Genomic DNA, 12,053 nt, shown 5'->3' with positions numbered 1-12,053 from the left:
TTATCAAATCGTTAACATATATCTGATTTAAATGGCTTATATTTCAGTTGGTTAATTAATAACCGAATATTAATCGTTAAATTTCATAATTAATATGTGTTATTTATCACCACACAGCGCACCGGCGGCCTCAATAACCGGGGTGAGATCCATGCCTTTTTCCGCGTCTCCGGTTTGTTTTAATGTGATAACTGAGAGATCAGTCACCTTTATTTTCTGTTCTTTTGCCTGTTGCGCCGCCACATCATTCAGCGGATACGACATCAGTGTGGACGGATTAATCACCCACAGTGCATTTCCGTCCCGGCAGTTGATCATCACTTCCTCCCGGGTAAACGGCCACTTTTCACCAAATTCAAATTTGCTGATGGTTTTCAGCGGCGCAGCCTGTGCCGCACCCGCCAGTAAAAGAGGAATCAATGCCAGAGCTTTCTTCATAGTGTGTCCCGGTTGTCAGCCCGCCCGGCGTTATGCAGGCTGATAAGTTGCAAAAATCGCCACCATTAAAATGGCCAGTGTGCCGAGAATTATCTCAACCCAGCTGTTAATCATCAACAGGCGGAAGCGGCCCGATTGTGCGATTTTCGGTACCACTGCATAGCGGTTTATCACCGCCAGCAGCAGCATCGTCAGCACCAGCCCGGTTTTCAGCCATAACAGTGCCTGATAATCACTGCCGCTCCACTGCGGCCAGTCCGGCAACAGCAGCATAGTGCTGATAAGACCGGTAGCCAGTACCAGAAAGACGGCAAGATGCCCCAGGTTTGAAAAACGGATCAGGGTTGCCATCACGTCTTTCGGCAGCCCCTCTGCGAGGGTATCACGCCGTAACAATATAAGCAGGCAGACCAGGAACGGCCACAACCCGCCGAACCAGTAAGCAGCACTGAGCAGATGAACAACCTGATTAAGCTGATAGAGCCACCCTGTCCAGCCGCTGTACAACATGCCGTGACCGGTAAAAGCATGCAGCGCCAGCATCGCTGCGGCACAGATCAGAAACAGACTGCTTTGCATCCGGCCGGACGACAGCAGCAATCCGCCGCAGAGAATCACGGCAAGCACCAGCTGCCAGCGCCAGATTTCACCGAAGGAGGTGGAGAGTACCGCGAGGATAATCTCCGGGTCCTGCATATCCGCCCAGCCGTCCCCCATCAGTGCCGCCTGTAACAGCAGCCAGAGGAACGTTGTCAGGACGGTAAACACGGCTGCACTGCGGGCGGTATAACGCAGACGGGCCCGCAGCAGCAGTGCCGCCCGGTTACCGGACAGCAGAACAGTAAACAGGCCGCAGCCCGCAAGGAGCATTACGGCCGTAAAATGAATGAAGCGGCAGATAATCAGCAGTGCTTCCGGTGTCAGTTCCATACCCGGCTTATTTCACCGTAAACTGATAGTCACCGTTGGTTTTGTGCCCGTCAACAGAAACCACTTTCCATTCAACGTGATAGATACCGGCCGGCAGGGTTTCTGTCAGCGGCAGGATCAGACGGGTATCATTCCCTTCCGCCAGTTCCGGTTTTCCGGCAGCAACCGGTTTATTCTGTGCATCTTTCACACTGATTTTACTGAATTTCAGTTCAATCCCTTCTGAAAAATCCAGAGAGATATTTTCCGGTGAACCGGTCACTGCGGTATCTGCCGCCGGAACCTGGGTTTTGACATGAGCGTGAGCGAATGCCTGCTGGCCGGATAAACCGACAAATAAAACAACAACAGCAGATAATTTGCGCCAGTGCGCGGTCAGGTTGGTTAACATAATGGTATGCCTCATTTTTGCAGGTGATGTAATTATGCGGGACATACTAACGCAACCGGGGGCATTGCGGAAACCTTCACAGGCCGGAGAGTGTTTTTTGTGATCGATAACACAAATAAAAACCACACAAATATCAGTCTATTATGATAATTGTGTGGCTATATTATAAATAACAGTGCTGTTAAAAATGATTAGCTTGCTGATGGTTCACTTGCCATACGGCCCAGATCTTTATCCAGCAGGAACATCGATTTACCACTGTCACCCACCATCGCAAATTTATCGAGGACAGATTTAAACAGTTTTTCTTCTTCGTGCTGTTCAGCCACATACCACTGCAGGAAGTTAAAAGTGGAGTAATCCTGTGAGGTCAGCGCGGCATGCACCAGTTTATTAATTTCATCAGTAATTAATTTTTCATGTTCCAGCGTCAGAGTGAAAACCTCACTCACTGAACCGAATTCAGTCGGTGGTGCATCAATGGCCCCCAGCAGCGGCATTGCCCCGGTATCGCTGAGATAATTAAACAGGCGCTGCATATGCTCCATTTCTTCCGCAGCATGTGCTTTTAAAAATGCGGCAGCACCTTCGTAGCCTTTATCAGCACACCATGCGCTCATCTGTAAATATAAATTTGAGGAATAAAATTCGAGATTCAGCTGGGCATTCAGTTGGTCAACCATATCCGGCTTTAACATATACAGGCTCCTGTGCAGTCGTTTATTTCATCATCTGCGGTCATTATGCACACTCCTGCCGGGAAGAAAAGTGCTATTTAATAAATTCACAACATATTGAAAACAAAATGATTTTGTAAAGGTAATCAGAATTAATCGTATTCTCTTTATGAGGAGGCTGAATGCCTGTCAATCCGGGCTTGCAGTCAGGCGGCAGCTCAGTTAAGTTAAGGCCGTCAGCCGTTACAGGAGCATATCGTGGGTTATAATCTTGCCGAACTCAGCCAGGAAGAGATGGATAAAATCAATGCGGATTTAGCCGCATCCGGTGTCGCGTTTAAAGAGCGCTATAATATGCCGGTAATTGCCGAGCAGGTGCAGCAGACTCTGCCGGAATCCCTGCGCGCCTATTTTGCCGAACGTCTGGTGTTTTACCGTCAGCGCAGTGCCGGATTATCCCGCCTGCCGTATGAGCCGAACGCCAAACGCTGAATACAGAAAAGGCGTGCTGCTGCACGCCTTTTTACCGTTTAACCGAGTGTCATTACTGCGGCAGACTGTAGGTCATGGTCTTCGCCGCACAATTGATATCCACGGTGTAACTGACCTGTTTTTTCGAGCCGCGCACAACCAGCGGTACACTGTAATTACCATCTTTCTCAGTCACTTCCGCCACATTCACCCAGGCAACAGGTTTGCTGCCCAGCAGCGCTTTGTCATCCTGCCAGCGCGGGTAACGGCTCTGCACAAAGTCATATTTTACCTGTGCCGCTATCTGATCTTTGTTCAGCGATTCACACGCCGGGAAAGTCACCATACGCTCATTTTTGACTTCCGCCGTGGCCGGAGCCTGTGCGCTGACGGTGAATGCCAGCAGAATACCTGCACCTGCCAGTCCGGTACGGGTGAACAGATTCATTGCCTTCATAAAACCTCCTGTTTTAATCCCGAAAGAGACTAAATGTCATTTTTATACAATAGCGCTTAATTAAATTTCACTTAATGCTTATTGCTGCAAAGTAACATATTTATTATCAGGAAATTGTGACACTTGTTAAATATTTGTTTCTATTCTTCGCTGTCGTCATCTTCCTCATCAAACAGCGCGCGGATCTGCTCACCGCCGTGATGCCGTTCGCGTAACTCCGCCGCGACCTGTGCGATAGCCTCACCACTGCTCATCCCTTCCTGCATCAGGGTGTGGATCCGCTCAACAGCGGCCTGCTGTTCTTCATGACTTAACGCGGGCATTCCGGTAAACATAATCACCTTCTATAACATTTCAGTAAAAAACACATTATACTCATAAAGATGGCGGGACGCATCCGCCTGTTTTCCGATAAGATAACCGGCCGTTTCCGGACACAGATTACTGACAGATTTAACTATGACATCACATTCCGTACCTGTACTGACACCGCTTGACTATCATCCCGGTCTCGCCCTGACCCTGTTTGCCCCGCTGTCGCATCAGCCGTGGGCCATGCTGCTGCACTCCGGCAGTGCTCAGCACCAGCATAACCGTTTTGATATTCTGACCGCCGATCCCCTGATGACACTGACCACCAGAGGCGATGAGACCATAACTGAAGATAGCCGGGGGCAGCGCGTCCGTCAAAATGATGACCCGTTTCAGTTACTGGATGCGGCGCTGGCACAGTGCGGGCTGGATCCGCAACCGCACGATGACTATCCGTTTGCGGGCGGCGCGATGGGATTATGGGGATATGATCTCGGACGACGCACTGAATCCCTGCCGTCACTGGCACGTAATGAGCTGTCTGTGCCGGATATGGCCACCGGCATTTACGACTGGGCGGTGATCGTTGACCACCGGCGCCGCTGCGCCACATTACTCACCTATACTGATCCGGCCGCGCGTCTGCACTGGCTGGAGAGTCAGAAAGCACCGGACAGCCGCCCTTTCGCCCTGACCGGCCGCTGGCAGTCCGATATTACCGAAGCGGAATACCACGAAAAAATTGCCCGTATTCATGACTATCTGCAGGCCGGTGACTGTTATCAGGTCAATCTGTCCCAGGGATTTTCCGCCCCGTATGAAGGGGATGAATGGCAGGCGTTTCTGCGGCTGAATGACGAAAACAAAGCGCCATTTTCCGCGTTTATCCGTCTGCCGGAGGCCGCTATTTTGTCTGTTTCGCCGGAACGTTTCCTGTGGCTGAAAAACGGCAGCGCAGAAACCCGGCCTATCAAAGGTACCCGTCCGCGTCATTTGGATGACCTTCAGGCCGACGATGCTGAAAAACAGGCGCTGGCGGCGTCAGAGAAAGATCGCTCGGAAAACCTGATGATTGTGGATCTGATGCGCAATGATATCGGCCGGGTGGCACTACCCGGCTCGGTCAGTGTGCCGTCACTGTTTGCGGTCGAGCCGTTCCCGGCGGTCTGGCATCTGGTCAGCACCATTACCGCACAGTTACCGGCCGCATGCCGGGCGGCACAGTTGCTGCGCGCCTGTTTCCCCGGCGGCTCCATTACCGGCGCCCCGAAAATCCGCGCAATGGAAATCATTGAAGAGCTCGAGCCTGTCCGCCGCCACGCCTATTGCGGTTCTGCCGGCTATATCAGTGCCTGCGGCACCATGGACACCAATATCGCAATCCGGACACTGATTGCGGAAAATAATTACCTCTATTGCCGGGCGGGTGGCGGGATCGTCGCAGACAGCCGCGCCGCAGACGAATATCAGGAAACATTTGATAAACTGGGCCGCATTCTGACGGTTCTGCCGGAGAAAAAAAATGACTCAGCTTGAGCGCTTTATTCCCCGGTTTCAGTTAACCCGCCCTTCCGAAGCAGACATTACCGGTGAGCGTGATCGCCGGGCGGCGGTTCTGCTGCCTATCACCAATAAAGCCCGGCCCGGGATCCTGCTGACACAACGGGCAGCGTCACTGCGCTCCTATCCGGGACAGATTGCCCTGCCGGGCGGTGCGGCTGACCCGGGCGAGATTTCCCCTGTTGTCACCGCACTGCGCGAAGCCCGTGAGGAAGTCGGTATTCCGCCGCAGGCCGTGCAGGTGCTGGGACAAATGGCTCCGGTGGACAGTGTGACCGGTTTACGGGTCACCCCGGTCGTCGGGATCATCCCGCCGTCTCTGCCGCTGGCGGGTAACCCGCAGGAAGTGGCGGATATCTTTGAGCTGCCGCTGGATGCTGCCCTTGATCTGAGCCGCTACCGCTACATTGATATGACCCGCAATACTGTTGAACGCCGTCTCTATTTTTACTTATATGAAGGACGGATGATTTGGGGATTAACAGCGGGTATTTTATATCGCCTCGCAACGCAAGTGAAAAATGATTGATTTGTAACCAATTTCACACTTCTGCCCTATTTCCCCCTGTTTTTTTTCATCAGATATGCCTGAATTTTATCTGAAATCGCTGTTACGCAGTGAAAAATGCGATAAACTACTTTATCCGTGTGAGCAAATAACAGTAAAGTAACGCGCTTTACGATAAATCACTATTACATTGTTTTTTTTAAGGAGTCTGACGTGATTAGCGTTTTTGACATGTTTAAAGTGGGTATTGGTCCTTCCAGTTCCCACACCGTAGGGCCGATGAAAGCCGGGAAGCAGTTTGCTGATGAGTTGGTTGAGAAAGGTCTGATTTCCCGTGTGACCCGCGTTTCTGTTGATGTCTACGGATCACTCTCCTTAACCGGGAAAGGTCACCATACCGATATCGCCATCATTATGGGCCTGGCCGGTAACTTACCGGCAACCGTGGATATCGATGCCATTGACGGTTTTATCCGCAACGTGGAAGAGACTGAGCGTCTGTCACTGGCCAATGGTCAGCAGACCGCGGATTTCCCGCGTGAAGGCGGTATGAATTTCCACACCGGTAACCTGCCGCTGCACGAAAACGGCATGAGCATCACCGCCTTTGCCGGTGATGAAGAGTTATACACCAAAACCTATTACTCCATCGGCGGCGGGTTTATCGTCGATGCCGAGCATTTCGGTCAGGATAACGCCAACGAAACCCCGGTGTCCTATCCGTATGCCTCAGCCGAAGAACTGCTGAATCACTGCCATCAGACCGGGCTTTCCATCTCCTCGCTGATGCTGAAAAATGAACTCGATATGCACAGCCGTGAAGAGATCGACGCCTATTTCGCCGATGTCTACAAAACCATGACTGACTGTATCGCTCACGGCCTGGAAACCGAAGGCATTCTGCCGGGGCCGCTGCGTGTCCCGCGCCGTGCCGCGGCGCTGAACCGCCTGATCAACTCTGCCGGTAAACTCTCCAAAGATCCGATGAACGTGGTTGACCTGGTCAACATGTTTGCCCTGGCAGTCAACGAAGAAAACGCTGCGGGCGGCCGTGTGGTCACCGCACCGACAAACGGTGCCTGCGGTATCGTCCCTGCGGTACTGGCGTATTATGATCACTGCATCGAGAAAGTCACCCCGGATACCTATCTCCGCTACTTCCTCGCCTGCGGCGCGATCGGCATTCTGTACAAGATGAACGCCTCTATCTCCGGTGCGGAAGTCGGCTGTCAGGGCGAAGTCGGTGTGGCCTGCTCAATGGCAGCTGCCGGTCTGACTGAAATCCTCGGCGGCAGCCCGGACCAGGTCTGTGTGGCCGCTGAAATCGGCATGGAACACAACCTGGGCTTAACCTGTGACCCGGTTGCCGGTCAGGTTCAGGTGCCGTGCATCGAGCGTAACGCCATTGCTTCTGTAAAAGCGATCAACGCCGCCCGTATGGCCATGCGCCGTACCAGCGCACCGCGCGTTTCTCTCGATAAAGTCATCGAAACCATGTATGAAACCGGGAAAGACATGAACGCCAAATACCGTGAAACATCACGCGGCGGTCTTGCAATCAAGGTTCAGTGCGACTGATTTTGTGAGTTAACTCGCAAAACATAATTCGATAACATTAATATCCCTGCAACATTGCAGGGATATTTTTTACCTGAAGCGCATCAGCACTGGTCATTTTTTAATCTGATTGTGCCATTTTCAGATAAAGATGCTAACAACATGTAAAGCACCACGATATATCACACTACCAAATAAACAAAAAACACCCTATCACTCTGACAAATAATATATTCAACGCAATAATTAACTATAATTACGTCTTCAATGTTTCTGTTTTGTTGTTTTCTGACAGAAAGCAAGTTTTTTTACCTTCATAGAATGTTACCCTCTCATTTAATTAGTGCCCCGAAATTAATTATCGCTGTTTAAACATAAATAATTAGCGGTAACACGGGCCTGAGACTATCTTTACACCGGAGTCTTACGGTTTTTTTCTGACCCATAAAAGATTCTGTGTAATACACAAGAACCATCCTGACTGATGTTAAGGGGGAACAGAGGTGAGTATAGCCATTATGATTGGCACCCACGGCAAAGCCGCTGAGCAGTTACTGCGCACAACGGAAATGCTGATCGGTGAACAGGAGAACGTCTCCTTCATCGATTTCGTACCGGGGGAAAATGCCGATACACTATATGCGAAGTACAATGAGAAGCTGCCCGGTTTATCAACCGCTGACGGGGTATTATTCCTCGTTGATACCTGGGGCGGCAGCCCGTTCAACGCAGCAAACCGCATCGTAACTGAGCAGGATCAGAGCGCAGGCGGCAACAGCAATTATGAGATAGTCACAGGCGTTAACGTACCGATGCTGGTCGAAACCTTTATGTGCCGTGATGATAATCCGTCATTGCAGGAACTGGTTGCGGTAGCGCTGGAAACCGGCCGTGAAGGGATCCGCGCCCTGAAAGCACAGGACGAACCGGCACCAAAAGCGGCTCCTGCACCTAAACCGGCCGCACAGCCGGCGGCACCGGCAGGCCCGGGCGGACACATGACTATCGCCCTCGCCCGTATCGATGACCGTCTGATCCACGGCCAGGTCGCCACCCGCTGGACCAAAGAAACCAACGTCAAACGCATTATTGTCGTCAGTGACGAAGTTGCCAACGATACCGTCCGCTCAACACTGCTCAAGCAGGTTGCTCCTCCGGGTGTAACCGCGCACGTGGTGGATGTGGCGAAAATGGTGCGTGTCTGGAATAACCCGAAATACGCCAATGACCGCTGCATGCTCCTGTTCACCAACCCGGCGGACGTTCTGCGTCTGGTGGAAGACGGCGTGGAGATCAAATCAGTCAACATCGGCGGGATGGCCTTCCACGAAGGTAAAAAACAGGTTAACAACGCGGTTTCTATCGATGAAAAAGATATCGTGGCATTCAAAGCGCTGAATGACCGCAACATCGAACTGGAAGTCCGCAAAGTCTCCACCGATTCAAAAATAAAAATGATGGATTTAATCAGCAAAGCTGAAAGTTAATTTGACCCATTACTCAATACAAAATTTGTTGTCTGCAAAATGACTGGTTAAAGGAGAAACACAATGGAACTTTCCGTTGTACAAATCGTCCTGGTCTTCATCGTTGCCTGTATCGCGGGTATGGGGTCAATCCTCGATGAATTCCAGTTCCACCGCCCTCTGGTCGCCTGTACGCTGATGGGGATCGTACTGGGTGACATGAAAACCGGGATCATGATCGGCGGTACGCTGGAAATGATCGCACTCGGCTGGATGAACATCGGTGCGGCAGTGGCACCGGATGCAGCGCTGGCATCCATCATTTCCACCATCCTGGTTATCGCCGGGGGTCAGAATATCGGTGCCGGTATCGCGCTGGCTATTCCGCTGGCAGCCGCCGGTCAGGTGCTGACTATCATCGTCCGTACCATCACCGTGGCCTTCCAGCACTGGGGTGACCGTGCGGCTGACAAGGGGAACCTCACCGCTCTGGGGATGATCCACGTCGGAGCTCTGCTGTTACAGGCAATGCGTATCGCGATTCCGGCAGTTATCGTGGCCGTGTCTGTCGGGACAGATATTGTCCGTGAAATGCTTGACTCGATTCCGGTCTGGGTCACCAGCGGCCTGAATATCGCCGGCGGCATGATTGTTGTGGTCGGTTACGCCATGGTTATCAACATGATGCGTGCCGGTTACCTGATGCCATTCTTCTATCTGGGTTTCGTTACCGCCGCATTTACTGAGTTCAACCTGGTTGCGCTGGGTGTGATCGGGGCGGTGATGGCTGTGCTGTATATCCAGCTCAGTCCGAAATACAACAAATCGGAAGTCGTTGTCGCTGCCGGCAGCAAAAACGACCTGGATAACGAGTTAGACTAAGAAGGTGAGCAACATGGTTGATACTACAAGCAACGTAACCGGCAGAAAACAGTTAAGAAAGAGCGACATCCGGGGTGTCTTCATCCGCTCAAACCTGTTTCAGGGTTCATGGAACTTTGAACGTATGCAGGCAATGGGCTACGCCTTCTCCATGGTACCGGTGATCCGCCGTCTTTATCCGGAAAATAATGAAGAACGCAGACAGGCTATCAAACGCCATATGGAGTTCTTTAACACCCACCCGTATATGGCTGCACCTATCCTCGGTGTGACCTGTGCGATGGAAGAACAGCGCGCTAACGGTGCGGCTATCGACGATGGTGCCATCAACGGTATCAAAGTCGGTCTGATGGGGCCGCTGGCCGGTGTCGGTGACCCGATTTTCTGGGGTACCGTGCGTCCGGTCTTTGCCGCCCTCGGTGCGGGGATTGCCATGACCGGCAGCCTGCTCGGGCCGTTACTGTTCTTCTTCCTGTTTAACCTGGTCCGCTTGGCAACCCGTTACTACGGCGTGGCTTACGGCTACAAAAAAGGCCTGGATATTGTTCAGGATATGGGCGGCGGCTTCCTGCAGAAACTGACCGAGGGGGCGTCAATCCTCGGCCTGTTTGTCATGGGGGCACTGGTGAACAAATGGACGAAAGTGAATATCCCGCTGGTGGTGTCGGAAATTAAAAACCCGACCACCGGCGAGATGGAAATCACCACGGTCCAGACCATCCTCAACCAGCTGATGCCGGGCCTGATGCCGCTGCTGCTGACATTCGGCTGTATGTGGCTGCTGCGTCATAAAGTAAATGCCCTGCTGATTATCATCGGCTTCTTTATACTGGGTATTGCGGGCTATGTCTTTGGTTTCCTCGGATTGTAACCGGTAAAAAAAACACGTTCTGACGAACACGTATTTTCAGAAAGAGTATGGTAGTTTAAACGGGAGGCTCGCCTCCCGTTTTCTGTTTCACTTCAGGGGAAAAGAACCACAATGAGTGTAAATGATATTGTTCTGCTGGCTGTGATTGTGCTGATGCTGCTGTTTGCCGTCTACGACGAATTTATTGTTAACACACTGAAAGGCAAAACACAGCTGCGGATAAAACTGCGCCGTAATCACCGTGCGGATGCCGTGATCTTTATCCTTCTTATCGGTATTGTTATTTATAATAATATAACCGGGCACGGCAGTCCGTTAACAACCTATTTACTTTCCGGCTGTATTATCATTGCCATTTATCTGGCTTTTATTCGTTCACCGAAGTTATATTTTAAACAGGCCGGATTTTTTTACGCCAATGCATATATTAAATATGATCGAATTAAAACCATGAATTTATCCGAAGACGGCATTCTTCTTGTGGGTTTGGAAAATCGCAAAATTTACATAAAAGTAACTCATCTTGATGATTTACAAAAGATTTATAATTTCATGATTAACAATAAATAATAATCCCTCCTTTTTATCCCCCTACAGAAATAAAGACTAATAATGATATTAGTCTTTATTATCTTATTAAAATCCCATGTAATGAAAATCATTCTCATTAGCATCTTTTAAAATTAAAATATATATTCTTGCCTTTTTTATTTTCTGTGATATCTTTCCGGTCACGTCATTGGGGAGTAGCCTGTTCTGTTATTAACCTCTCAGAGAAATAACAGAAAATCCGTGTCAACATACTTGCGTGATATTATATCAGCATGGTGCGGATGCCGTTTCGGTTGGCAAGACCATAGACACGCAGTTCACCGGAGGTCGGGGTTGGATTGTGTGTATATGGATAAGCTACCCGACCGAGACTGAGTTTATGAGTTTTTACGCCACCCTCGTCCTTGCCCTGGCCCTGTCTATGGATGCCTTCGCCGTTGCTGTCTGCAAAGGCGCTACCCTGCACAAACCACCTTTACGTGAAGCACTGCGCACCGGTTTTATCTTTGGTGTGATTGAGGCTCTGACTCCGCTTATCGGCTGGGTTATCGGTATTTACGCCAGCCGCTATGTAATGGAATGGGATCACTGGATTGCCTTCGCACTGCTGTTTATTCTCGGTGCCCGCATGATTTACAACAGTGTCACCGCCGGTGATGACTGCTGCCAGCGCCATGAAAAACCGCAGCGCCACAGTGCATTACATCTCGCCACCACCGCCGTTGCCACCAGTCTGGATGCCATGGCAATTGGTGTCGGCCTTGCCTTCCTGGAAGTTAATATTGTCCATACCGCCATGACCATCGGGCTGATGACCATGATTATGGCCACCACCGGAATGATCCTCGGGCGTTATATCGGCCCGCTGCTGGGCAAACGGGCAGAAATTATCGGCGGGATTGTGCTGATCCTGATCGGATTTACCATCCTGTATGAACACATCGGTTAATCCGTTCTGATGACCCGCTGCGGCGCTGAGAG

General features: G+C 50.9%; 15 protein-coding genes and 1 riboswitch. Of the genes, 9 read left to right on the top strand and 6 right to left on the bottom strand.

The window, feature by feature from the left end:
• Positions 1-99 precede the first annotated feature (99 nt).
• From U868_RS0115720 to ftnA, 4 genes are all read right to left on the bottom strand, one after another.
• Positions 100-438: a YebY family protein gene (locus U868_RS0115720; RefSeq protein WP_025154124.1), complete on the bottom strand. Its 339-nt coding sequence runs from the start codon at positions 436-438 to the stop codon at positions 100-102.
• 30 nt (positions 439-468) lie between these two features.
• A complete protein-coding gene (gene copD, locus U868_RS0115715) occupies positions 469-1,368 on the bottom strand; it encodes a copper homeostasis membrane protein CopD (protein WP_029991232.1) in 900 nt (299 codons plus the stop codon).
• 7 nt (positions 1,369-1,375) lie between these two features.
• Positions 1,376-1,759, bottom strand: a complete 384-nt coding sequence (gene copC, locus U868_RS0115710; protein WP_029991231.1) for a copper homeostasis periplasmic binding protein CopC — start codon at positions 1,757-1,759, stop codon at positions 1,376-1,378.
• 191 nt (positions 1,760-1,950) lie between these two features.
• Positions 1,951-2,457 (bottom strand): non-heme ferritin, encoded by a 507-nt coding sequence (gene ftnA / locus U868_RS0115705; RefSeq protein WP_025154121.1) that lies wholly within the window; start codon positions 2,455-2,457, stop codon positions 1,951-1,953.
• Positions 2,458-2,694: 237 nt separating this feature from the next.
• Between ftnA and U868_RS0115700 the strand changes: the two genes are divergently transcribed.
• Positions 2,695-2,928: a DNA polymerase III subunit theta gene (locus tag U868_RS0115700; RefSeq protein WP_025154120.1), complete on the top strand. Its 234-nt coding sequence runs from the start codon at positions 2,695-2,697 to the stop codon at positions 2,926-2,928.
• Positions 2,929-2,980: 52 nt separating this feature from the next.
• Here U868_RS0115700 and yebF read toward each other — a convergent pair whose 3' ends face one another.
• Complete coding sequence (yebF, locus tag U868_RS0115695) at positions 2,981-3,364, bottom strand: protein YebF (RefSeq protein ID WP_004237378.1); 384 nt, start codon at positions 3,362-3,364, stop codon at positions 2,981-2,983.
• 140 nt (positions 3,365-3,504) lie between these two features.
• On the bottom strand, positions 3,505-3,699 hold the full coding sequence (locus tag U868_RS0115690) for a YoaH family protein (RefSeq protein WP_024472916.1): 195 nt from the start codon (positions 3,697-3,699) through the stop codon (positions 3,505-3,507).
• A 124-nt stretch (positions 3,700-3,823) separates the two neighbouring features.
• Here U868_RS0115690 and pabB point away from each other — a divergent pair, with 124 nt between their 5' ends.
• From pabB to mntP, 8 genes are all read left to right on the top strand, one after another.
• Complete coding sequence (gene pabB / locus U868_RS0115685; RefSeq protein ID WP_025154119.1) at positions 3,824-5,212, top strand: aminodeoxychorismate synthase component 1; 1,389 nt, start codon at positions 3,824-3,826, stop codon at positions 5,210-5,212.
• On the top strand, positions 5,199-5,765 hold the full coding sequence (locus tag U868_RS0115680; RefSeq protein ID WP_025154118.1) for a CoA pyrophosphatase: 567 nt from the start codon (positions 5,199-5,201) through the stop codon (positions 5,763-5,765). Before pabB ends, U868_RS0115680 begins: the two co-directional genes overlap by 14 nt.
• Before the next feature lie 192 nt (positions 5,766-5,957).
• Positions 5,958-7,322, top strand: a complete 1,365-nt coding sequence (locus U868_RS0115675; RefSeq protein ID WP_051583070.1) for an L-serine ammonia-lyase — start codon at positions 5,958-5,960, stop codon at positions 7,320-7,322.
• 482 nt (positions 7,323-7,804) lie between these two features.
• Positions 7,805-8,788: a PTS mannose transporter subunit IIAB gene (gene manX, locus U868_RS0115670; protein ID WP_025154116.1), complete on the top strand. Its 984-nt coding sequence runs from the start codon at positions 7,805-7,807 to the stop codon at positions 8,786-8,788.
• Positions 8,789-8,851: 63 nt separating this feature from the next.
• Complete coding sequence (locus tag U868_RS0115665) at positions 8,852-9,649, top strand: PTS mannose/fructose/sorbose transporter subunit IIC (RefSeq protein ID WP_025154115.1); 798 nt, start codon at positions 8,852-8,854, stop codon at positions 9,647-9,649.
• Between the two features lie 13 nt (positions 9,650-9,662).
• On the top strand, positions 9,663-10,520 hold the full coding sequence (gene manZ, locus U868_RS0115660) for a PTS mannose transporter subunit IID (RefSeq protein ID WP_025154114.1): 858 nt from the start codon (positions 9,663-9,665) through the stop codon (positions 10,518-10,520).
• Positions 10,521-10,631: 111 nt separating this feature from the next.
• Complete coding sequence (locus tag U868_RS0115655; protein ID WP_025154113.1) at positions 10,632-11,090, top strand: DUF986 family protein; 459 nt, start codon at positions 10,632-10,634, stop codon at positions 11,088-11,090.
• Between the two features lie 157 nt (positions 11,091-11,247).
• Positions 11,248-11,445, top strand: a riboswitch (yybP-ykoY riboswitch).
• Between the two features lie 6 nt (positions 11,446-11,451).
• Entirely contained in the window at positions 11,452-12,021 is a 570-nt protein-coding gene (gene mntP / locus U868_RS0115650) for a manganese efflux pump MntP (protein ID WP_025154112.1), read from the top strand.
• The last annotated feature ends 32 nt before the right edge of the window (positions 12,022-12,053 follow it).

The sequence above is a fragment of the Morganella morganii H1r genome (assembly GCF_000633515.1).
Classification (GTDB): domain Bacteria; phylum Pseudomonadota; class Gammaproteobacteria; order Enterobacterales; family Enterobacteriaceae; genus Morganella; species Morganella morganii_B.
This window is presented reverse-complemented; position numbering and strand designations above follow the sequence as displayed.

Coding starts and splice junctions, on each gene's coding strand:
- U868_RS0115720 (WP_025154124.1), bottom strand. CDS start 438: ATGAAGAAAGCTCTGGCATTGATTCCTCTTTTACTGGCGGGTGCGGCA.
- copD (WP_029991232.1), bottom strand. CDS start 1,368: ATGGAACTGACACCGGAAGCACTGCTGATTATCTGCCGCTTCATTCAT.
- copC (WP_029991231.1), bottom strand. CDS start 1,759: ATGTTAACCAACCTGACCGCGCACTGGCGCAAATTATCTGCTGTTGTT.
- ftnA (WP_025154121.1), bottom strand. CDS start 2,457: ATGTTAAAGCCGGATATGGTTGACCAACTGAATGCCCAGCTGAATCTC.
- yebF (WP_004237378.1), bottom strand. CDS start 3,364: ATGAAGGCAATGAATCTGTTCACCCGTACCGGACTGGCAGGTGCAGGT.
- U868_RS0115690 (WP_024472916.1), bottom strand. CDS start 3,699: ATGTTTACCGGAATGCCCGCGTTAAGTCATGAAGAACAGCAGGCCGCT.
- pabB (WP_025154119.1), top strand. CDS start 3,824: ATGACATCACATTCCGTACCTGTACTGACACCGCTTGACTATCATCCC.
- U868_RS0115680 (WP_025154118.1), top strand. CDS start 5,199: ATGACTCAGCTTGAGCGCTTTATTCCCCGGTTTCAGTTAACCCGCCCT.
- U868_RS0115665 (WP_025154115.1), top strand. CDS start 8,852: ATGGAACTTTCCGTTGTACAAATCGTCCTGGTCTTCATCGTTGCCTGT.
- manZ (WP_025154114.1), top strand. CDS start 9,663: ATGGTTGATACTACAAGCAACGTAACCGGCAGAAAACAGTTAAGAAAG.
- U868_RS0115655 (WP_025154113.1), top strand. CDS start 10,632: ATGAGTGTAAATGATATTGTTCTGCTGGCTGTGATTGTGCTGATGCTG.
- mntP (WP_025154112.1), top strand. CDS start 11,452: ATGAGTTTTTACGCCACCCTCGTCCTTGCCCTGGCCCTGTCTATGGAT.